The 21,190-nt window shown below is 65.3% G+C and carries 24 protein-coding genes; 18 read left to right on the top strand and 6 right to left on the bottom strand.

Going from position 1 to position 21,190, the window contains the following annotated elements; all coding sequences use genetic code 11:
* Nucleotides 1-98 precede the first annotated feature (98 nt).
* Both AABE10_RS04625 and AABE10_RS04630 read left to right on the top strand, forming a co-directional pair.
* Nucleotides 99-1,520, top strand: coding sequence for a DUF2252 domain-containing protein (locus AABE10_RS04625; protein WP_342932082.1), 1,422 nt, complete (start codon nt 99-101; stop codon nt 1,518-1,520).
* A 184-nt stretch (nt 1,521-1,704) separates the two neighbouring features.
* Nucleotides 1,705-1,959 (top strand): GlsB/YeaQ/YmgE family stress response membrane protein, encoded by a 255-nt coding sequence (locus AABE10_RS04630; RefSeq protein WP_342932083.1) that lies wholly within the window; start codon nt 1,705-1,707, stop codon nt 1,957-1,959.
* 175 nt (nt 1,960-2,134) lie between these two features.
* On the opposite strand, the gene AABE10_RS04635 is transcribed toward AABE10_RS04630, so the two are convergent.
* Nucleotides 2,135-2,995 carry a polysaccharide deacetylase family protein gene (locus tag AABE10_RS04635; RefSeq protein ID WP_342932084.1) on the bottom strand — a complete coding sequence of 287 codons (861 nt, stop codon included), beginning with the start codon at nt 2,993-2,995 and terminating at the stop codon, nt 2,135-2,137.
* Between the two features lie 169 nt (nt 2,996-3,164).
* Here AABE10_RS04635 and AABE10_RS04640 point away from each other — a divergent pair, with 169 nt between their 5' ends.
* The 9 genes from AABE10_RS04640 to AABE10_RS04680 all read left to right on the top strand — a co-directional run bounded on the left by AABE10_RS04640 (nt 3,165) and on the right by AABE10_RS04680 (nt 11,747).
* On the top strand, nt 3,165-4,040 hold the full coding sequence (locus tag AABE10_RS04640) for a LysR family transcriptional regulator (protein WP_342932085.1): 876 nt from the start codon (nt 3,165-3,167) through the stop codon (nt 4,038-4,040).
* A gap of 157 nt (nt 4,041-4,197) precedes the next feature.
* Complete coding sequence (locus AABE10_RS04645) at nt 4,198-5,457, top strand: D-amino acid dehydrogenase (RefSeq protein WP_342932086.1); 1,260 nt, start codon at nt 4,198-4,200, stop codon at nt 5,455-5,457.
* Between the two features lie 61 nt (nt 5,458-5,518).
* A complete protein-coding gene (locus AABE10_RS04650; protein ID WP_428983258.1) occupies nt 5,519-6,427 on the top strand; it encodes a glutamate/aspartate ABC transporter substrate-binding protein in 909 nt (302 codons plus the stop codon).
* A gap of 49 nt (nt 6,428-6,476) precedes the next feature.
* Entirely contained in the window at nt 6,477-7,262 is a 786-nt protein-coding gene (locus AABE10_RS04655; protein WP_342932087.1) for an SDR family oxidoreductase, read from the top strand.
* Nucleotides 7,263-7,403: 141 nt separating this feature from the next.
* Entirely contained in the window at nt 7,404-7,667 is a 264-nt protein-coding gene (locus AABE10_RS04660) for an oxidoreductase-like domain-containing protein (protein ID WP_342932088.1), read from the top strand.
* A 55-nt stretch (nt 7,668-7,722) separates the two neighbouring features.
* Complete coding sequence (locus tag AABE10_RS04665; protein ID WP_342932089.1) at nt 7,723-8,580, top strand: NAD-dependent protein deacetylase; 858 nt, start codon at nt 7,723-7,725, stop codon at nt 8,578-8,580.
* A 112-nt stretch (nt 8,581-8,692) separates the two neighbouring features.
* Nucleotides 8,693-9,325, top strand: coding sequence for a DUF938 domain-containing protein (locus tag AABE10_RS04670; RefSeq protein ID WP_342932090.1), 633 nt, complete (start codon nt 8,693-8,695; stop codon nt 9,323-9,325).
* 348 nt (nt 9,326-9,673) lie between these two features.
* Entirely contained in the window at nt 9,674-11,083 is a 1,410-nt protein-coding gene (gene gndA / locus AABE10_RS04675; protein ID WP_342932091.1) for an NADP-dependent phosphogluconate dehydrogenase, read from the top strand.
* Between the two features lie 337 nt (nt 11,084-11,420).
* Entirely contained in the window at nt 11,421-11,747 is a 327-nt protein-coding gene (locus tag AABE10_RS04680) for a DUF4148 domain-containing protein (protein ID WP_342932092.1), read from the top strand.
* 139 nt (nt 11,748-11,886) lie between these two features.
* Here the strand turns inward: AABE10_RS04680 and AABE10_RS04685 are convergent, their stop codons facing one another.
* Together AABE10_RS04685 and AABE10_RS04690 are read right to left on the bottom strand one after the other, a co-directional pair.
* Entirely contained in the window at nt 11,887-12,636 is a 750-nt protein-coding gene (locus AABE10_RS04685) for a DUF2968 domain-containing protein (protein WP_342932093.1), read from the bottom strand.
* Between the two features lie 55 nt (nt 12,637-12,691).
* Complete coding sequence (locus tag AABE10_RS04690) at nt 12,692-13,012, bottom strand: hypothetical protein (RefSeq protein ID WP_342932094.1); 321 nt, start codon at nt 13,010-13,012, stop codon at nt 12,692-12,694.
* Between the two features lie 237 nt (nt 13,013-13,249).
* Between AABE10_RS04690 and AABE10_RS04695 the strand changes: the two genes are divergently transcribed.
* From AABE10_RS04695 to AABE10_RS04705, 3 genes are all read left to right on the top strand, one after another.
* Nucleotides 13,250-13,561 (top strand): cupin domain-containing protein, encoded by a 312-nt coding sequence (locus tag AABE10_RS04695; protein WP_342932095.1) that lies wholly within the window; start codon nt 13,250-13,252, stop codon nt 13,559-13,561.
* 230 nt (nt 13,562-13,791) lie between these two features.
* Nucleotides 13,792-14,544, top strand: a complete 753-nt coding sequence (locus AABE10_RS04700) for a peptidoglycan DD-metalloendopeptidase family protein (protein WP_342932096.1) — start codon at nt 13,792-13,794, stop codon at nt 14,542-14,544.
* A gap of 278 nt (nt 14,545-14,822) precedes the next feature.
* Entirely contained in the window at nt 14,823-15,041 is a 219-nt protein-coding gene (locus AABE10_RS04705) for a hypothetical protein (RefSeq protein WP_342932097.1), read from the top strand.
* A gap of 271 nt (nt 15,042-15,312) precedes the next feature.
* Here the strand turns inward: AABE10_RS04705 and AABE10_RS04710 are convergent, their stop codons facing one another.
* The gene (locus tag AABE10_RS04710; RefSeq protein ID WP_342932098.1) at nt 15,313-16,959 is read right to left on the bottom strand and encodes an NRAMP family divalent metal transporter; all 1,647 of its coding nucleotides are present in this window, start codon (nt 16,957-16,959) and stop codon (nt 15,313-15,315) included.
* A 1,032-nt stretch (nt 16,960-17,991) separates the two neighbouring features.
* Here AABE10_RS04710 and nthA point away from each other — a divergent pair.
* The 3 genes from nthA to AABE10_RS04725 are packed head-to-tail and all read left to right on the top strand — an operon-like array spanning nt 17,992 to nt 19,705.
* Nucleotides 17,992-18,657 carry a nitrile hydratase subunit alpha gene (gene nthA / locus AABE10_RS04715; protein WP_342932099.1) on the top strand — a complete coding sequence of 222 codons (666 nt, stop codon included), beginning with the start codon at nt 17,992-17,994 and terminating at the stop codon, nt 18,655-18,657.
* Entirely contained in the window at nt 18,654-19,331 is a 678-nt protein-coding gene (gene nthB, locus AABE10_RS04720) for a nitrile hydratase subunit beta (RefSeq protein ID WP_342932100.1), read from the top strand. The genes nthA and nthB overlap by 4 nt, the downstream gene beginning before the upstream one ends.
* Nucleotides 19,328-19,705 carry a nitrile hydratase accessory protein gene (locus AABE10_RS04725; protein ID WP_342932101.1) on the top strand — a complete coding sequence of 126 codons (378 nt, stop codon included), beginning with the start codon at nt 19,328-19,330 and terminating at the stop codon, nt 19,703-19,705. Before nthB ends, AABE10_RS04725 begins: the two co-directional genes overlap by 4 nt.
* Nucleotides 19,706-19,770: 65 nt before the next feature.
* On the opposite strand, the gene AABE10_RS04730 is transcribed toward AABE10_RS04725, so the two are convergent.
* Nucleotides 19,771-19,917 (bottom strand): hypothetical protein, encoded by a 147-nt coding sequence (locus AABE10_RS04730; protein WP_162849268.1) that lies wholly within the window; start codon nt 19,915-19,917, stop codon nt 19,771-19,773.
* A gap of 185 nt (nt 19,918-20,102) precedes the next feature.
* Nucleotides 20,103-20,819, bottom strand: coding sequence for a PIG-L family deacetylase (locus AABE10_RS04735; RefSeq protein WP_342932102.1), 717 nt, complete (start codon nt 20,817-20,819; stop codon nt 20,103-20,105).
* A 22-nt stretch (nt 20,820-20,841) separates the two neighbouring features.
* Here AABE10_RS04735 and AABE10_RS04740 point away from each other — a divergent pair, with 22 nt between their 5' ends.
* Complete coding sequence (locus AABE10_RS04740; RefSeq protein WP_342932103.1) at nt 20,842-21,189, top strand: hypothetical protein; 348 nt, start codon at nt 20,842-20,844, stop codon at nt 21,187-21,189.
* The last annotated feature ends 1 nt before the right edge of the window (nt 21,190 follow it).

Below are 21,190 nucleotides of genomic sequence, written 5' to 3' on the forward strand. Positions count from 1 at the left end.
CACGCCAGCCCGACGCGATCAAAAGTCACGATGCATCGTCGGCGCAAGCCGTTGACATGCGGCCCGATGCAAGCTGATTCACAAGAACGGAGAAAAGCATGAAGGCGAGCACCATCGCGGAACGGGAAGCCAGCGGGCGCGCGGCCCGCGAGCACGCAAAGCGCTCCAGCCACCGCGCGATCGGCCATATGCACCGCAATCCGATCGATCTGCTGCGTCAAAGCAGCGAAGGCCGCGTCGAGCGGCTCGTGCCACTGCGCTACGGCCGCATGACGGTGTCGCCGTTCGCGTTCTTTCGTGGCAGCGCGATCGTCCAGGCGCACGACCTCAGTATGACGCCGCATACGACGCTTACACTGCCCGTCTGCGGCGATGCGCATCTGTTGAACTTCGGCGGCTTCGCGACGCCCGAGCGACAGTTGATCTTCGATCTGAACGACTTCGACGAGGTGTCCGCCGCGCCTTTCGAATGGGACCTGAAGCGGCTCGCGGCGAGCTTCGTCGTTGCGGCGCGGCACATGCGGTTCAGCCGTGGCGCGGCCCATGATCTCGTGATGACGGCCGTCAACCAGTACCGCGACCGCATCGCGCAGTACGCGCAAAGCGGCGCGCTGGAACTGTGGTACGAGCGCATTACGTTCGACCGCATGGTCGACATGGCCGTGAACGCGGAGAATCGCCGGCTCATCCGGCGCGCGATGGAACGGGCGAGCGGCCGCACGCACGAAAGCATGCTCGAAAAGATGGCGGAGCGCGACGGCGACCGTTATGTGATCCGCGACGCGCCGCCCAGTCTCTTTCACGTGCACGGTTCGAGCACGCTGTTCGATTCCACGGACGACTGGTTCAGGCTCGGCGACTGGCGCAAGCTGATTCACGGCATGTACGAGGGCTATCTGAAGACGCTCTCCGACGACCGGCGCGAACTGCTCGGCAACTTCGCGCTGCATGATCTGGTGTTCAAGGTGGTGGGCGTCGGCAGCGTGGCCACGCGCTGCCTCGTGCTGCTCACGGCCGATCCGCACGGCAAGCCGCTGTTCCTGCAAGTGAAGGAAGCGCGGCGCTCGGTGATCGCGCAGCACTTCAAGGCGGGCTCGCGCAAGTCCGAGCCCAGGCACGAAGGCGAGCGCATCGTGCAGGGGCAGCGCATGCTCCAGGCGGCAAGCGACATTTTTCTGGGCTGGTCGACGGGGCCGACGGGCGGGCACTTCTATGTGCGTCAACTGCGCGACATGAAGCTGACGCCGAACGTCGATCTCCTCGACGTCGACCAGATGAACGGCTATGCGCGTCTGTGCGGCTGGGCGTTGGCGCGCGCGCACGCGAAGGCGAGCGGCAAGGCGATCGAGATCGGCGCGTATATCGGCCGCAGCGACCAGTTTGCGGAAGCGCTCGCCGAGTACGCGTCAGCGTATGCAGACCAGGTGGAGCGCGACTATGACGTGTTCATGAAGGCGTGCCGAAGCGGAGAAATCGAGGCGCGCACCGACGACGACATGTCCGCCGATTTCCGCATCTGATCGCGGCGTCCGGCGCTATGACGCGGGCCATCATGCGGTCACGTTGTGATGGCGGCGCGCGCTACGCGGCATCGCGGCCCGATCCGCGCAATGCGCGCGATGCCGTCATACAGAATTGCAGCGCAGTCTGGCAGTATCGAGCAGTAGCAGTCTACCGTGGTGCCCACTTTCATCGGAGGTTCGCATGCTTTCCCTCATCGGTACGATAGTCGTCGGCTTGATCGTCGGTTTGATTGCGCGCGCGCTCAAGCCGGGCGACGACAGCATGGGTCTCATCATGACGATCATCATCGGCATTGCCGGCTCGCTGCTGGCAGGCTATGTCGGGCGCGCGCTCGGGTGGTATCAGCCGGGGCAGGCGGCGGGCTGGATCGCGTCGATCATCGGCGCGATCGTGCTGCTCGTGATCTATCATCTCGTCCGCCGACGCGCCGCGTAGGCGCTGCCGCACAGGCGTCGCGCGGCGCGATGCGGCGCGCGCGGCGCGACGGGGCATGGCGACACAAAGGCAGAGGCGAGGGCACACCGCGCCGGGGCTGACACGCAAGCACATGCAAGCACACGCGAGGGCACGCCGCACGCCACGCCACGCTTTCCGCGCGCCCGTCGGACAGTCACGCGCCGCGCGCCTCGCGCAGCGTCACGAAACGCAAGCCGCGCGCGCGGACCGTTTCGATCAGACGCGGCAGCACGTCCAGCACGACGGGTTCGCCCGACGCGCCGAGCGCCGCTGTCGCATCGTGCACGAGCAGGATGTCGCGTGCCGCGAGCCCGTCGACGAGCCGCTCCAGCACGCGCTGCGGATTGCGCTCGCGCGTGTCGAAGCCGCGGCGCGTCCACGCGGCGAGCCGCAAGTCGAGCTTTTGCAGCACCGGCTCGAGAAACACGTTGCGCAGGCCGGCGGGCGCGCGGAAGAACATCGGGCGCTCGCCTGTCAGCGACTCGAGCGTGCGCTGCGCGGCGTCGATTTCCCGCGTCAGCCCGCGCGGCAGCGTGACCGAGAACGTATGCACGTGAACCTGCGAGTGGTTTTCGACCGCATGCCCGCGCGCGACAATTTCGCGCATGAGCGCCGGATGACGCTGCGCGCGCGCGCCGATGCAGAAGAACGTCGCGCGCACGCCGTGCGCGTCGAGCAGGTCGAGCACCTTGGGCGTGACGACGGGATCGGGGCCGTCGTCGATCGTGAGCGCGACGGCGTCCGCGTTGCGGGGCGTATCGGGCAGACGCGTCCAGTTGGGGCCGAGCAGCGACGAACGCGGCCATAGCCCGATCGTCACGACGACCAGATGGCTCGCAAAGATGCCCGCGACCCACCAGGGCCACGCGGACGGCGCGACTATCCAGCCGGCGAACATCAGCGCATGCCACGTGAGCGTGGCGTTGAACATCGGCGGATTGCCGGCGCGCGGCCAGCGGCGGACGGGCTCTGCCGACCCGGCGGCGCGCGGAAGGGGCGGATTCGGTTGATTCATGAGGCGTTGCGCCTGCCGGCTTTTCGTTTCGCGAGGCGGCCAGGCATCTCGTGATGCACGTCAAACGCGAACAATACCATTCGTGTGTGTCGCGTCATGATTTGGCGGCCCGTCGAAAGACAGTATGCTTGATCTCTTTCCAATGATCCGCTGACCGCCATCCCGCGCCATGCGCCTGCGCCACATCGAAGTCTTCCACGCCATCATGCGCACCGGCTCGCTGTCGAAGGCAGCCGAATTGCTGTGCGTTTCGCAGCCCGCCGTGAGCAAGGTGCTCGCGCATGCGGAGCGCAGCGCCGGCCTGACGCTCTTCAACCGCGTGCACGGCCGCCTGCAGCCGACGCGTGAAGCCGAACTGCTGTTCTCCGAAACGCAGAAGCTGCAGACGAGCCTCGACAGCATCCGCGATCTCGCGCGCAATCTCGCGCTGCAACCGGAAGGGCATTTGCGCATCGGCTGTCTGCCGAGCCTCGGCTTGAGCCTGATTCCGTCGACCGTCGAAGCGTTCCGGGCCGCGTATCCGCGCGTGTCGCTGAAGATTCAGACGCGGCACACGGAAGAACTGCTGAACGCGCTGCTCACGCGCGATCTCGATCTCGCCGTCGCGCTGAATCCGCCGGCGCGGCCGGGCATCGCGTCCGTCGAGTTGGGGCGCACGCCCGTCGTGTGCGTCGGCCCGCGAGACGACACCCCGGCAGCCGGGCCGCTGACGCTGCAATCGTTCGTCGAAGGCAACTGGATCAGCATCGGCAATGTCGATCCCCTGGGCGAGCTGATCGGCAATGCGCTGCATGCGCTCGGCCTCGACGGACATGTGCCCACCGTCGAGGCGCACACGTGGCATGTCGCCCGAGCGCTGGCCGCGCGCGGCATCGGCTATGCGCTGCTCGATGAGCTGACCGCGAAGAGCGGCGCGGAAGCCGTGACCGTGCGGCCGATCGTGCCGCCGCTGTCGGTCGGCGTGTACGCGTTGTCGCGCGACGGCGGCATGGCCTCGCAGGCGGGCAACGCATTCGTCGACGTGCTGCGCGCGCGCTTCGCGTAACCACGCCCGGCTGACGTCCGACGTTTTTACGCGACGCGAAGCGCCTTCGCGCAACGACTTAACCTCAAGTTATGCAACCGCGCTTTCCGTCATTTGATGCGGCAATTTCGGCGCGCGACACTCGCCTGCAATGAAAACGCAAGGGTAGTGAGCATTCATGCATGTGTGTGTCCTCGGAGCGGGCGTCGTCGGTCTGACGACGGCCTGGAGTCTGGCCCGCGACGGCCACGACGTGACGATCGTCGAAGCGCGCGACGGCGCGGCGCTCGAAGCGAGCTTCGCCAACGGCGGGCAACTGAGCTACAGCTATGTCGCGCCGCTCGCCGATCCCGCCGTGCTGCCGAAGCTGCCCGCGTGGCTCCTGAAGCGCGACTCGGCGCTGCGTTTCATTCCGCGTTTCGACATCGATCAATGGCGCTGGTGCGTCGCGTTCCTGCTCGCGTGCCGCAGCCATCGCGCGCGGCAGACGGCGCTCGAACTGCTGAGCCTCGGCGCGCTCAGTAAGGCGGCGCTGCATGAGATCGTCGAGAGCGAGCCGCTTGTGTCGGACTCGTTCGACTACGTGCGCAACGGCAAGCTCGTCGTCTATCGCGATGCGCACGAGTTCGAACGCGCGCGACACAAGATGGAACTGCTCATCGAGGCAGGCTCCGACCAGCGTGCGCTCGATGCGTGCCAATGCGCCGCGCTCGAACCGGCGCTCGCACGCGCGCAGCCATTGCTCGCGGGCGGCATCCATACGCCGTCGGAAGAGGCGGGCGATTGTCAGCGCTTCAGCGCGGCGCTCGCAGATGTGCTGCAACGGCGCAGCGGCGTGACGGTCCGCTACGAGACGCGCGTGCGAGAACTCGTGAGCGAAGGTTCGCGCATCGTCGCGGCGCGGACGGACGACGGCGATATCGAAGCGGATGCGTTCGTCGTCGCGCTCGGCCTCGGCAGCGTGCCGCTGCTCGGCGCGCTCGGCGTGCGTCTGCCCGTCTATCCGCTGACGGGCTACAGCCTCACGATTCACGACGCCGATCCGCGCCAGACGCCGCGCGTCAGCGTGACGGACCTGCATCGCAAGGTCGTGTATGCGCCGCTGGGCGGGCGTCTGCGGATCGCGGGCATGGTCGAGATCGCGGGCCTGAAGGACGCGCAGCGAGCGGGGCGCATCGCGCTGCTCAAAGATCACGCGCAGGAAATCTTTCCCGCTGCCGGCGATTACGCGAGCGCGCAGACCTGGTGCGGCCACCGTCCCGCGACGCCGGATTCGAAACCGTTGATCGGCAGGACGCCGTACCGCAACCTGTGGCTCAATACGGGCCACGGCGCGTTGGGCTTCACGCTTGCATGCGGCAGCGCTCGCGTGATCGCCGATGCGATCGCGGGCCGCGAGCCATCGATCGACATCGCGGCCTATGCATGCGACCGCTGAACCGTTGCATCAACAACAGCTGTATAGACAAAAACCGCTACACCACCATACAGGAGATGACATGAAAACGACGACGATGACGAGAGCCGCACTTGCCGCGCTGATGACGACGGCCTTCGCATGCAGCCACGCGCAGGCGCAAGACCCGAGCGCGACGCTCAAGAAGATCCGCGAAACAGGGGCGATTTCGCTGGGCGTGCGCGAGTCGTCGGTGCCCTTCTCGTATTACGACGAACAGCAGCACGTGATCGGCTATTCGCAGGCAATCGCGCTGAAGATCGTCGACGAGGTGAAGAAGGAACTCAATCTGCCCGACCTCAAGGTTCGCGAGATTCCCATCACGTCGCAGAACCGCATTCCGCTCGTGCAGAACGGCACGATCGACATCGAATGCGGCTCGACCACGCACACGAAGGAACGCGACAATCAGGTCGCGTTTTCGAACAGCTTCTTCCAGTACGGCGTGCGCATGATCGTGAAGAAGGACTCGGGCGTGAAGGACTTCGGCGATCTCGCGAACAAGACGGTCGTGACGACGGCGGGCACCTCCGAAGAGCGTCTGTTGCGCCAGATGAACGCGGAGAAGTCGATGAACATGAGCCTCATCAGCGCGAAGGATCACGCCGAGTCGTTCCTCAACGTCAAGACGGGGCGTGCCGTCGCGTTCGTGATGGACGATCCGCTGCTGTACGGCGCAAAGGCGAAAGAGGCGAACGCGGACGAGTATCTGATCACGGGCACGTCGCCGATGTCGGAAGTGTATGGCTGCATGTTCCGCAAGGACGACCCGGGCTTCAAGAAACTCGCCGATGGCGTGATCGCGCGCTTGCAAACTTCCGGCGAAGCGGCGAATCTCTATCAGAAGTGGTTCACGCAACCGATTCCGCCGAAGGGCATCAACCTGAACTACCCGTTGTCGGCGGAGATGAAACAGCTGTTCGCGAAGCCGAACGACCGCGCGCTCGATTGATGCGCATGCGTCACGGCGCGTCGCGGGCAGATCAACCTGGAGACAAGTCGTGACGCAATCGCAGGTACAGGAACAAGCAGATGCACGGAACAAAATCGCGCTCGTGACGGGCGCGGGCAGCGGCATCGGCAAGGCGACGGCGCGCAAGCTGCTCGCGAACGGCTACAGCGTCGTGCTGACGGGACGCAGGCAGGCGCCGCTCGATGCGCTCGCCGACGAAGCCCGCGAGCGCGGCGAGGACGCGTTCGCGCTCGCATGCGACGTGACGGACGCGGCGAGCGTCGCGTCGCTCTTCGATGCGATCCGTTTGCGCTATGGCCGGCTCGACATGCTGTTCAACAATGCGGGCCGCAATGCGCCGCCCGTCGAAATCGACCAGATGGAACTCGACGACTGGCGCTCCGTCGTCGATACGAATCTGACGGGCGTGTTTCTCTGCACGCGCGCGGCATTTGCGATGATGAAGACGCAGACGCCGCAGGGCGGCCGCATCATCAACAACGGCTCGATCTCCGCGCATGCGCCGCGGCCGTTGAGCATCGCCTACACGGCGACCAAACACGCGATCACAGGCCTCACCAAGTCGGTGTCGCTCGATGGCCGGCCTTATGACATCGTCTGCGGCCAGATCGACATCGGCAATGCAGCGACGGAGATGGCCGAGCGGATGGCGCGCGGCGTGCCGCAGGCGAACGGCGCGATCGCCGTCGAGCCGCTGATGGACGTCGACTATGTCGCCGATGCCGTGCTGCATATGGCGAATCTGCCGCTGTCGGCGAACGTGCAGTTCATGACGATCATGGCGAGCAAGATGCCGTTCGTCGGGCGCGGGTGATGTTTGCGATGACGGCGCGATGACGGTGTGATGACGGTGTGATGTGGGTCGTGACCAGGTGAGTGCGAGCGTATTGCGTGACACAGCGCCGTCGCGTCGCCGGACTTATACTGGACGCTCTCCCGAACTCTGGAAGTGGATGTGACTGCAGACGAGGCCGCGCGTCAGCCGGCCGACGACGATCCGCGTCCCACGCCGCCGACGCGGCCCGACCCCGACGAGTGCTGTCATAGCGGCTGCGATACGTGTATTTTCGATCTGTACGAAGACGAGCTCACGCGGTATCGCGCGGCTTTGGCTGCATGGGAGGCGCGGCATGCGCAGCCGTCCGCGCCCGAGTCCGAGTCCGTGTCTGCGCCCGCGAACAAGCTGCGCAAGTCGCAAAAGTCGCGCGCAAAGCGTTGAGCCTGCCGCATGTCCATGTCCGAACACCGTCCCGCGCCCACTTCATGACCGACTCGTGAAAGACATCCCGTCCCCGCTGATCGAACCCCAGGCGCTCGCCGCGCTGCAAGATTTCATCGAACGCCATCCACGGCTCTTCGTGCTGACGGGCGCGGGCATCAGCATCGATTCCGGCATCCCCGGCTATCGCGACGAAAACGGCGAATGGAAGCGCTCGCCGCCCATCACGCTGCAGGAATTTCTCGGCTCCGTCGCGTCGCGCCAGCGGTACTGGGCGCGCAGCACGGTCGGCTGGCCCGTCGTCGCAAAGGCACAGCCGAACGCCGCGCATCGCGCGCTCGCGCAACTCGAAGCCGCGACGCACGTGCGTTCGCTCGTTACGCAGAACGTCGACGGCCTGCATCAGCGCGCGGGCAGCAGCGAGGTGATCGAGCTGCACGGCAGCATCGGCGCGGTGGCGTGTCTCGATTGCGGCGCGCAGCATACGCGCGCGTCGATCCAGCAGCGGTTGATCAACGACAATCCCGCGCTGTTCGACGTGATCGCCGAACCCGCCGCCGATGGCGACGCGCATCTCGAATGGCACGACCTCGGCGCGTTTCGCGTGCCCGCGTGTCCCGATTGCGGCGGCCTGTTGAAGCCGGCCGTCGTGTTCTTCGGCGAGAACGTGCCGAAGCCGCGCGTCGAAGCCGCGACGCATGCGCTGGAGTCCGCCGATGCCGTGCTCGTCGTCGGCTCGTCGCTGATGGTGTATTCGGGCTATCGTTTCTGCGTGTGGGCGCAGAAGATGGGCAAGCCGATTGCCGCGATCAATCTCGGACGCACGCGCGCCGATCCGTTGCTGTCGCTGAAAGTGCACGCGCCGTGCGGCGATGCGCTCGCTGCGCTGGCGGCGAGTCTTGCAGCGGGCTGACGAGCCGGCGGGGACGATTTCCGGTGAGACTTTCGATCCGCTCGCGTATGATCGCGGCCTCGCGTAACGAATGCGTACCTGTCCGTACCGGATCACGATGTACTGAACCACGATGACCACGCCTGATCTCAACGCGCGTCAATACGCGCCCGCCGCCGAGCGCAACCGCGAGCCGATCCTCGCCGTGCTCGAACGTGTGCTGCCCGCTACGGGCACCGTGCTCGAAATCGCGAGCGGCACGGGCCAGCATGCGATCCACTTCGCCGCGGCGCTGCCGCAACTCGTCTGGCAGCCGAGCGATCCCGACGACGGCGCGCGCGCGTCGATTGCCGCGTGGACAGCGGCGAGCGGTCTGTCCAACGTGCGCGCGCCGCTCGCGCTCGATGTGCGCGAAGCCCGATGGGGCATCGATGCCGCCGACGCGATTGTCTGCATCAACATGATCCATATTTCGCCGTGGGCATCGGCGCGGGCGCTGATCGACGGCGCGGGGCGGCTCATCGGCCCGGGCGGCGTGCTCTATCTGTACGGGCCGTACCGGCGCGGCGGCGCGCATACTGCGCCGAGCAACGCGGCATTCGACGAGCAGTTGAGGAGCCGCAATCCGGCATGGGGCGTACGCGACATGGAGGACGTCGTCGCGCTCGCGGACGCGGCAGGCTTCGCGTGCGACGAACCGATCGCGATGCCCGCGAACAATTTCAGTCTCGTGTTCCGGAAACGTCAGCCGTCGCAGCAAGTCTGACCACGCAGCCGATGCGCTCCGCCGTGACGCGTTTCGCGGACTAAGCTTGAATCGCGTGCCGCGCGCGCATCGTGATGACGCGAAGGCAACGCGAGCGCCGCGACATCCAACGCACCGAACTTTCGAGCGCGCGACAAGCGGCAGACAATATCCGGTGAACGGCGATGCGCGCCGTCGACGCGAAAGCGCGTCGAAAGCCACGCGCGTCGTCGATGCCGGACGGGATGGCCGGCGGCGGACGGGGCGCACGCGAGCGTCATCCGGGCATTTCTTTTATCCTTTCATCCTCGACGCCGCGCCTCGATGGCTGGCGCGGCTTCACGACTTACTGGAATCTGGAGAATTCACATGGGCAAACAGGCAATCGGCGTAGTGGGGCTGGCGGTGATGGGCCGGAATCTGGCTCTGAACATCGAAAGCCGCGGCCACGCGGTGTCGGTGTTCAACCGCACCCGCGAGAAAACCGACGAACTGATCGCGGAGTTTCCCGACCGTAAGCTGGTTCCGACCTATACGCTGGAAGAATTCGTCGATTCACTGGAAAAGCCGCGCCGCATCCTGATGATGGTGAAGGCGGGCGAAGGCACCGATGCGACGATTGCCGCGCTGCGTCCGCTGCTGGAGAAGGGGGACATCCTGATCGACGGCGGCAACACGCATTTCACCGACACGATCCGCCGCAATCAGGACCTCGCGAAGTCGGGCCTGCACTTTATCGGCACGGGCGTGTCGGGCGGCGAGGAAGGCGCGCTCAAAGGCCCGTCGATCATGCCGGGCGGCCAGCGCGACGCATACGATCTCGTCGCGCCGATCCTCACCGAAATCGCGGCCAAGGCGCCCGACGGCGAGCCGTGCGTCGCGTACATGGGGCCGGACGGCGCGGGCCACTTCGTGAAGATGGTCCACAACGGCATCGAATACGGCGACATGCAGCTGATCGCCGAAAGCTACTCGGTGCTCAAGCAGGTGGCCGGCCTGTCGAACGAAGAGCTGGGCGCCGTCTACACCGAGTGGAACAACGGCGAGCTGGACAGCTACCTGATCGAAATCACGTCGAAGATCTTCAGCAAGAAGGACGACGAGACGGGCAAGGACCTCGTCGATGTGATCCTCGACCGCGCCGCGCAAAAAGGCACGGGCAAGTGGACGAGCCAGAACGCGCTCGACCTCGGCGCGCCGCTGCCGCTGATCACGGAAGCCGTGTTCGCGCGCGTGCTGTCGTCGCTGAAGGATCAGCGCGTCGCGGCGAGCAAGGTGCTCGAAGGGCCGGCGGCGAAGCCGTTCTCCGGCGACCGCGCCGCGTTCATCGAATCCGTGCGCCGCGCGCTGTACTTCAGCAAGGTGATCTCGTACGCACAGGGCTTCGCGCAATTGCGCGCGGCATCGGAAGAGTACAAGTGGGATCTGGACTACGGCACGATCGCGAAGATCTTCCGCGCCGGGTGCATCATCCGCGCGCGCTTCCTGCAGAAGATCACGGATGCCTACGCGAAGGACAAGGCGCTCGCGAACCTGCTGCTCGATCCGTATTTCCGCGACATCGCCGCGAACTACCAGGGCGCACTGCGCGACGTCGTGATCGCCGCGACGACGGCGGGCGTGCCCGTGCCGGCGTTCTCGTCCGCGATCGCGTACTTCGACGGCTACCGCTCGGCGCGTCTGCCCGCGAACCTCGTTCAGGCGCAGCGCGATTTCTTCGGCGCGCACACGTTCGAGCGCGTCGACAAGCCGGGCAGCTTCCACGCGAACTGGTCCTGACGGAACGGTTAGCCGGTTTTCTGTTCGGCTCGCTTGCGCTTCGTCGAGCGGCTGTTCCTGCAACGCCCCAGCGCCCGTATGGCGCTGGGGCGTTTCTGTTTCCCGCCGTGCAAGGGCGTTTCTGGCGTCCGATGCACGACTTTTGGAACACAGTGTTGCGATTTAACGATCTCAAAAACTCGCTTCACGCGGATTTCGACCAATTGTTGCAATCGGAACAATAGAGTTTCGTTAAATAAGGGATTTCCCTAGGTCGCTTGCCTCCTTAAACTAGTCTCAACGCTGAACGAACACGGTGTTCGAAGCGAATCAAAAAACAAGTTTTCGGAGGTTGTCCATGAAAGCCCTGATTTCCGCAGTCGTTCTCGCTGCCGCTGTTGCCGCTCCCGTCGCATCGTTTGCGCAATCGAACCAGCAGCCGTTGACGCGCGCTGAAGTTCGCGCCGATCTGGTCCGTCTGGAGAAGGCTGGCTACAATCCGCTGGCCGATCGCACGGAATACCCGAAGCACATCCAGGCCGCCGAAGCACGCGTCCACGCACAAGACGCCGTCGCGCAAGCCGATACGACCGGCTATGGCGTGCAGACGAACGGCACGTCGCAAGCGTCGACCCGTTCGCTGGCCGATGAAAAGGGTCCGCGCTCGGTGTTCTTCGGCAACTAAGCCGGACTGAACGCTTCGACTGTAGCAAGGCGGTAAAAGAAACGCCGGCCAGGATTGTCCTAGCCGGCGTTGTCGCGTCTGGTGCCCGCGGACAAGAGCACATCAAGCATGAAGCGCGAAGAGCACGAAGGGCCGCCGCTCAACGCGGCATATGCGGTATCGCTTCGTTGCTCGCGACGTTCAACTGATGCACCTGGCGATGCATCTTGTTCAACTGGGCCTGCGCGGCCGTGCGCTGCGCTTCGAGTTGCGCGATGTCTTTGCGCAACTGATGCTGACGGCTCGTGACGGTCTGATCCTGCGCGGACGTGCGTTGCAGGCTCTGGCGCAGACGCTCGGCCTGCGTCTCGGATTCGGCGATCAGGCGCTTCAGCTGCTCGTTCTGCGCTTCGAGCTGCAAGCGCCGAGTCTGACCGTCGGCGAGACGCGTCGCCTGTTCCTGCATGTGGTGAAAGAGCTGCTTCGCCGTGTTCATGTCGCTCGTGGTCAGCACGCGCCACAACTGGTCGTCCTGCAACAGCGCGACGAAGTATTTCAATTCCCGTGGATAGAACAGCAGGTTCACCGAATAGTCAAAAGTGCGAAATATATGAAACACGGTCAGCTCTTCGTTGTCGAGCATGCGCTCGACGTCGGCTGCGTCCGCCAGTTGCACGGCGCGTCCGTTCGGCTGCACGGGCGCGAGCTGTACCGCATGCAGCGGCGTCACAGGGCGCAACGGCGGATTGACGGACGATGGGCCTGGAGTCTCGGACGTGGTGCTCTCGCTGACCGGCTCCTCGTCGCTCTGGACGGATTGGCTGCGCGGGACGTCGGGCGCCTCGAAGTGAAACTGACGCGCGGCGCCATTGCCGGCCGGCGCGCGACGCATGTGCAGAAGACTTTTCACGATGAATCCTCGATAGGCGGGCGAAAGGCCGGACCTCGTCAGGGTTGCGGGCGCATCAATGCAACGTGCGTTGCGGACGCGCAAGATCGTCGAATAGCGCATGGTCCGGTTCCAGCGCGAACAGCCACGACTGGTCGTATTCGCTGAGGGTTTCGAGCGCTTGCCGCAACTGCTCGACGGCGACGGCGGGAATCTCGACGCTCGCTTCGACGCCGCTCGACAGCTTGCGCACGCTCGCCAGTTGCACGAGGGCATCGGCGGCTTCGGCGACATCGACGGCGAACACGAGATGAGCATTGAGCAATTCGACCAGCGCGGGCGACGCGCTCATTTCGTCGACGTTCAGTTGCACGGCAAGAAACAGGGCTTTGTTCATCGGACCTCCTCGCTGGCATCGAACCACTGATGGTGGACCGACCGTCTCGCGCATCGCCACGCGCGCACGCGTATTCGTCTGACAGGACACCAGGTTCAGTATAGACGAGCACTTCAGCTATGCAATGGCTTGCGAACCGCATGAAACGGTCGTCTGCGGGGTGGGAGCAAGCAGCGTGCACGATGGGGGACGGCCACTATAATGACCCTCCCGACACCGACAACGCGTGAGCAGGTCATGAAAATCGTCCGTGGCAAAACCTTTACCGCCGAGCGTGCGTGGGGCGCGCTCGATATCGCGAACATGAACGGCATTACGGCGCGCCTGCACTGGACCGATCAGCCGTACAAGTGGCACGTCAACGACGGCGAAGAAGTGTTCGCCGTGCTCGATGGCCGTGTGGAGATGCGCTATTGCGAAGCGGGCGTCGAGCACTCGACAGTGCTCGAGACGGGCGACGTGTTCCATGCGTCGATCGGCACCGAGCACGTCGCTCATCCCATCGGCGAGGCGCGCATTCTGGTGATCGAATCGGAAGGCAGCGTATGAACGCTCGCAGGACGGCGTAGATTGATTGGGATTGCAGACGGATTAAATGTGGACCCGATGCCTTCAGTCGATCGGCCCTGATACGTCGACGTCGGCCGGCCGTCATTGTGCAGACCGATGAGCGAGGCATAATAATTGCACCGCAGATTGCATTTTCGATCCCGCTACACGTTCAAACGACGGCAGGCTTTCGAGAGCCGCTGTCTCACACCGCGTCGAGGGCCACAAAAATGACAGTAAAACGGCAACAGGTCGTCATGCAGCTTCTGGTTTCGCTCGCGGCCGCGAGCATGCTCGGCGCGTGCACGACGTATCCGTGGGAATCGACGCAGGCGCCGGCGCCCACTTACCGGACGCAGGGCGGCGCCGCGGCCAATGGCGTGCCCGCCGGTTTCTATCGCGTGAATCCCGGCGACACGCTGCAAAGCGTCGCGGGCGCGTTCGGCCAGCATCCGCAAGACATTGCGACGTGGAACGGGCTGACGCCGTCATCGCCTGTCGCGCCTGGCCAGGTGCTGCGCGTCGGGCCGCCGTCCTTTGCACAGACCACGCCTGTGCCGACGCCCACGCCTTCCACCACGCCCGTTCCGCCGCCCGCCGCCGCGCCTGCTGGCCCAGTGCAAGGCGTGCTCGCGTGGCCTTTGCGCGGGCCGATTCTCAAGCCGTTCGTGCCCGGCAGGACCAAGGGCATCGTGATCGGCGGACGTCCGGGCGATCAGGTGAGAGCGGCCGCCGCGGGGCGCGTCGTTTACGCGGGCACGGGCATCGAGGCGTATGGGCCGCTCGTCATCATCAAGCACGACGACACGCTGATCACCGCTTACGGTCAGAACAGCCGGCTGCTCGTGCAGGAAGGCGATGCCGTCGCGCAAGGCCAGCCGATCGGCGAAGTGGGCACGGATAACAACGGCGTGCCGTCGATCCAGTTCGAAGTGCGCAAGGACGGCAAGCCCGTCGATCCGCTTGGGTGGCTGCCGCGATAAACAGGTATGAATGCACGCCGCGCCTATTCAACGGGCGCGGTTTCTCCGCTAGCGCATCGGATGGATGGACCCGTGCGGGCAGCACGCCCGCATCCATCCGCCAGACAACACTTCGACAACCGACAGTTGGTCCGCAGCAATCACCCTGGCGTGACGAAGTCGGCGCGAGCCCCGTCATGCAAGGCTTCGCGGCGTGATGGCATGGTGCGTGCAGCTAGTGGACCGAGCACGGCGCCGCTCGCGCTCACCATTCCACATACCGTTGCCGGAGACACATCATGAACACTTTGCTTGTGAAAGACCTGCCGAGGGTCGATGAACTCGATCGCGAAACCGCCAAGACTGTGCGTGGCGGCATGCTCACGATAAAAGCGCCGGAGCCGCCGGCGTGGCTCAAGCTTCCGCCTGTGACGATGCCCGCCCAGGTGACGCTGCCCTTGCATCCCGTCGTCATGCCGTACGATGGCCCGATGCCGCAGGACCCGCGTCTGCAATGACGTCGGGTTGTCGGCGGAACTGATCCGCAAATGCAACGAGGCGAGTCCGCAGCGCGGCTCGCCTCGTTGTCGTATGCGTCGTCGTATCCGTTCGGTCATTGGCGCCGGTCCACGTCCCATCAACCGCGATGCGACGCTCCTGCTTCGCGCAGTCGCTTCGCATCGCGCCGGCAGTGACCTGCACGATGGACCGGCGGTCGATACTGTGTCACAGCCCCCTGTCAGCGAGTATCAGGATTCTTCGAAAACAACGCGGGAAGTTTCCTGCTGCTCACGCGATCGCGAGCTGCACGACCTTGACGATGACGAGCGCGACAGCCACCACCAGATAGCCGCGCAACGCGCCCATCCAGATGCGCCGCGACAGCGTCAGCACAGGCTTCGGCAGATCGGCGAGCGGCGGCGTGCGCCACGCATCGCGCTCCGCCTCGCCGACGATGCTCGCGGGCGTTGCCGCCGGCTGTATGCCGCGTACGCGTCGCAATGCCGTCGTCGCCGCCAGCACGATCACGGCGACCAGCGTGCCGCCGACGAGAATGTCGATGATCGCGCGTCCGCTGATGTCCGGATAGACGACCGACGCGGTCAGCACGATCGACAGCAGCACCAGCGCCCATACCACCGAACCGGTGAACAGGTTCAGCCGCTTCGAGTTGACCCACGGTCCGAGCACGTCGCGATCGTTGCACAGCAGGAGCAGGAACACGGTCGCGCTCGGCAGCAGCACGCCCGCGAGCGTCTGCACGGCTTCCGTCAGCAGGCCGAGCGGGCTGCCCGGAATCAGCACCAGTCCCGCGGCTGCGGCCACGATGCCGAAGTACACCAGATAGAAGCCCTTCGCGTCGCCGACGCCGCGATGCAGCGAGTGACGGATCTTGAACACGTCGCCGATCGCATAGGCCGTCGACAGCGACACGGCCGCCGCGCCGATGATGCACGCGTCGAGCAGCGCAACCGCGAACAGCACGGCGGGCGTGCGGCCGGCATACTTTTCGAGGCCCGCGATGATGCCGCCCGCATCGGTGAACCGACCCAGTTCGGGCTTGCCGCCGAACAGCGCCGCGCTGAACGAGATCATCGCGATTGCGCCGATCAGCACGAACACGATGCCGATCCACAGGTCGGCCTTCTCGTACTTCATGAAGCGCGGCGTGATGCGCTTGTCGATCACGTAGCTCTGCTGGAAGAACAGTTGCCACGGCGCAATCGTGGTGCCGACGATGCCGATCACGAGCAGCATCACATCCGAGAGCTTCGCGTGCGCGGGCCATGCGGGCACGAAGAGGTGATGCGCCATCTGCGAGACGGGCGGATGGATCGTCACGAGCACGGGAACGAGCAGCAGGCTCATCACGCACAGCACGATTGCGAACCGTTCGAAGCGCTTGAAGTCGCCGGTGCTGACGGCCGCCATCGTCAATGCCGCCGCGATGCACACGCCCGCGATCTTCGATACGCCGAAGAAGTCGAGCACGAACGTGATGCCGATGAACTCGGTGACGATCGTCAGCGCGTTGAGAATGAACAGATCGATCACGCTGAACGCACCCCAGAACTTGCCGAAGCGTTCGAAGATCAGGCGCGCGTGACCGACGCCCGTGACGGCGCCCAGGCGCAGCACCATCTCCTGGTTCACGTACAGCACGGGCACGAGCAGCAGCAGCGTCCACAGCAGCGTGGTGCCGTAGTTCTGTCCCGCTTGCGTGTAGGTGCCGAAGGCGCCCGCGTCGTTATCGCCGACCATCACGATGAGGCCGGGCCCGACGATCGCGAGCAGCGTGCGCAGACGCGCGGCCCAGTTGTTGCGCGGGGCGGTGTCGTGGTGCGCGATCGTGCCGAACGCGCCGCGAATGTCGCCGATGTGCGCGTCGTCGAGAACTGCGGTGCGCGTCGGCAGGGCTTGTGGTGGAGTAGCCATTTTTATTCTCCCTTGAACGGATGTTGGTCGAATGATTTCCGTTTAAACCGCTGACCGCTTGCTCAGGCGGCCAACGATCTTGTCAAACGCGCGAACGGCCGTCGCGAGTACGCGGCGCCGTCGATCTTTCAGCGAAAGGAACGCGTCGTAGTGCGCGCGTGCTTCGCGGGTTTGCGGCAATGTCGAAAGAAGCAGGAAGTGCATTTCGGTTCTCCAGCACGAAGGCTCGTGCATGCGAGGCGGCAAGGGCCGGAGAATCGAGGTGATCGAATGCGCTCGGCTTGCCTGCCTCAGGTCGGTAAAGGCGTATCTGGGTTCATCGGCTGACTGTCACTGTCGGGCATGGCGGCTCCAATTTCGTTGATGATGCGTTGACGGCGTCGCGGGACGCGGTGTCTTGCGCGGCATATCGGACGGACAGGACACACGATTTCGAACGGCTCGCGGCGCATTGCGTCTGTGCAAGCGCGCATGCCTGGCTCCGCGCATCGGCTCGCGACGCATACGGCGCATCGGCATGCGCGGCCAAACCGGATGCGAATGGCCACGATGCGCCGCAAGTCGCCGGCATACGCGCACGTGAGCGCAAGCGCCGCCACGCGAACGCGAAGCCACAACGGGCGACCGCGGTCGTGCGCGAATGCGCTACGCGCCAAGGGCGCTAAACAGGATGCACGAGGGATGAAACTGCGACGCGCACCGTCTACCTGCTGGCAAGACGGCGGCTAGATGAGGGAAGCGCGGACGTCTCGCCGGTCAGGCGGCGAATCTGTTCGAAAACGTACTACTGCAACTGTCCAAGGCAACGCCCCTCAAATTGAGATAAGAGAATTTTATGCCTGCTCGGGAAGTCAAGTCAATCCGCTTCCTTAAGCAGAACAGAAATATGTGGGGCAGCCCGCATTCCAGGCGGGCCTTGCGGCATGACGGCCGGGCGTGCTTTGCGTCCGTTTGCGCCCGTTTTGCGCCCGTTTGCATTCGCCGCTTTGCCCGACCATACTGGTTCGGTGTCGCATTCCTGAGGCGGAGCACATGAGCCACGACGCCACGCATGATCACGACGATCACCACCACGCGCTCGAAGGCAGCGCGCTGCCCGAGATGGACCTGCGCGTGCGCGCGCTCGAATCGCTGCTGGTCGAGAAGGGCTACGTCGATCCGAAAGCGCTCGACGTGCTGATCGAAACGTATGAGACGAAGGTCGGTCCGCGCAACGGCGCGCGCGTGGTCGCGAAGGCCTGGCGCGATGCGGACTTCCGCCGCTGGCTGCTCGACGATGCGACGGCCGCCATCGCGTCGCTCGGCTATACGGGGCGGCAGGGCGAGCACATGGCCGCGCTCGAAAACACGTCGCGCGTGCACAACATCGTCGTCTGCACGTTGTGCTCGTGTTATCCGTGGCCTGTGCTCGGCTTGCCGCCTGTCTGGTACAAGTCGGCGCCTTACCGCTCGCGCGCCGTGATCGATCCGCGCGGCGTGCTCGAAGAGTTCGGCGTCGCGCTGCCGGACGAGACGGAAATCCGCGTGTGGGACTCGACGGCCGAAGTGCGCTATCTCGTGCTGCCGATGTGCCCGCCGGGCACGCAAGCGCTGAGCGACGATGAACTCGCGGATCTCGTCACGCGCGACTCGATGATCGGCACGGGCCTGCCGCTCTCGCCGCACGAGGCCGCAGCGCGCAGCGGAGCACGATCATGAACGGCGCACAGGATCTGGGCGGGATGCAGTCGTTCGGGCCCGTCGTCTCCGAAGCCGACGAACCGTATTTCCACGCGGACTGGGAGCGGCACGTCCTCGCGCTGACAATCGCGATGGGCGCGACGGGCAAATGGAACATCGACATGTCGCGTGCCGCGCGAGAGAGCCTGCCGCCCGCGCAATATCTGTCGAGCACCTATTACCAGATCTGGTTCGCGGGCTTGCGCAAGCTGCTGATCGACATGGGCCTTGCGACGCCCGACGAGATCGACAGCGGCAAGTCCCGGCATCCCGCCGCGCCGTTGCCGCGCGTGCTTGCCGCCGATCAGGTCGAGCCGATGCTGTTTCGCGGCGGCCCCGTGTCGCGGCCCGCGCCCCGGGCGGCGCGCTTTGCAGTCGGTGACACGGTGCGCACGCGGCTCATCAATCCGGCGACGCATACGCGCCTGCCGCGCTACTGCCGGGGCAAGCGCGGCCGGATCGTCACCGTGCACGGCGCGCATGTGTTTCCCGATTCGAATGCGCTCGGACGCGGCGAAGATCCGCAGTGGCTGTACACAGTACGGTTCGATGCCGCCGAACTGTGGGGCCGCGACACGACGGCGGCTTCCGTGTGCGTCGATTGCTGGGAGCCGTATCTGGAAGCGGAGAGGGAAGCGGAGACGCCGGCATGAGCGCGCCGGCTTTCACGACTGCGCCTTCTCGCGCACTGCTCGACGCATTGCCCGGCTTGCCGCGCGACGACGCCGGCCCTGTCTTCGCCGCGCCGTGGCAGGCGGCGGCGTTCGCGATGACGCTCGCGCTGCATGAGCGTGGCGTATTCACGTGGTCCGAGTGGGCCGCGCAACTGACGGACGCGATCCGCGACGCGCAGGCGCAAGGCGACCCCGATCACGGCGACACGTATTACGCGCACTGGCTGACGGCGCTCGAACGCATCGCGACGGCGAAAGGCTGCGTGACGCGCGACGGGCTGACCGACCGGAAGAACGCTTGGGATGCGGCGGCGCGCCGCACGCCACACGGCCAGCCGATCGAGCTGGTCTAACGCGCGCGAGCCACGCACGGCCGACAACGCTCGCACTTTGGCGAGCGCGAGCCGTCACTGCACTGTCACGTCGTGACGGGGTCCTTGTCGGGCGGGCCTTCGGGACGCTGCGGCTCGTCGTTGTGATGGCCCGGCGACGGCGGCGTGAGGGGATCGCCCTCGGGGTCGCGCGTGGGATCGGCGTGCGGGTCGGGAATCGGACTCGTGTGCATGGCATGACCTCGTGGCAGAAGGTGGCGGACTCGTCGATGGCGGACTCTTTCGATGGCGGACCTTTTCGATGGCCCGCCGGTCCGGCGGCACGGTGCGAAGCGTCCTGCTTACATTAGCGTAGGCGATGACGCGCGAGCGTGCTGGCTCGATGGACGCGGCGCATGTCCGCGCGTTGCCCGCCGGATCAATGCCTGTGCCTGCGGCTGCGCTGGCGGTCGACGGTCAGGCGCCAGTAGCGCTCGGCGGCGAACACGTCGTCGTAGCCGTGCGGCCCGAAGGCGCGCAACTGGCTCTCATATGCACAGACCGCTTCGCGCTTGAGCAGCGTCTGACGCTCGTGGTCGGGCGCATGATCGGTCGATGGGTTGGCAGGCGTCGCGACGATTCCGCGTTCGGCCAGATCGACGAGCCTTTGCTGCACGAGCCCCGGTATCTGCCGGTAGATGGCCTCTTCGTAAGCGAACCACTCGAGATGCGACATGCGCGGCAAGATTTCGCAGCACGCTTCGAACACGAGGCAATGATCGTCGTGAAAGAGGCCGAGCGGCATCAGCAGCGTGTTCGCCGTCGAGCCGTAGATCGTTTCCTCCAGTGTCGCCGCAAGCTTCGTGACGGACGGCGAGTCGTGATACTGCGCGTCGCGAAACGGCAGCCGCACGGGGATCGTCTCGAGCACGGCGAGCGCGTGGTTGTCCTCGATCGTGCGCGCGCGCATCGATTCGTGCGCGCTCGCGAAGCCGGCTTTCCCGTCCCATTCGGTGTGCATGTCCTGTTCGGGCGGCGCGGCGAACACGGTGCAGACGGCGGCGTCGGGATGCGACGCGAGCAGCGCGCCGCATCCGAAGACGGCATCGTCGAAATGCGGCGACACGATGAACAGACGCGGGCTGGTTTCGCTCATGAGGTCCTGGCAGAAGAGTGCGGTGGATTCGTGGCTGATGCAGTTGGCGGTCGGCGGCGTGTCGCGTTCGCTGCGCGGCATGGCGAGAGCCGACGTCGTCGTCGACAGCTTAGACCAACGATGCGAAGGCTGCTCGCCCGTTTCGCGGCGCAGCAGCGGGCTGCAAGTGGCGTGCCTGGTCGGTGCTTGCATCGCCTGTTCGTGGCTGTTCGTGCCTGTTTGCGATGCCCATTTGATGCATCGTCCGATGCATCGTTCGATGCTCGCTCGTGACGGCCTGGTATCTGCTTGTGCCCGTTTTATGTCCGTTTGTGCCCGTTTTGTGCCCGTTTGTGCTTGTACGCTGCCGTCGAAAGCCGGTATTGGGTGAG

Source organism: Paraburkholderia diazotrophica, from assembly GCF_038900755.1.
In the GTDB taxonomy this organism is placed as follows: Bacteria; Pseudomonadota; Gammaproteobacteria; order Burkholderiales; family Burkholderiaceae; genus Paraburkholderia; species Paraburkholderia diazotrophica_A.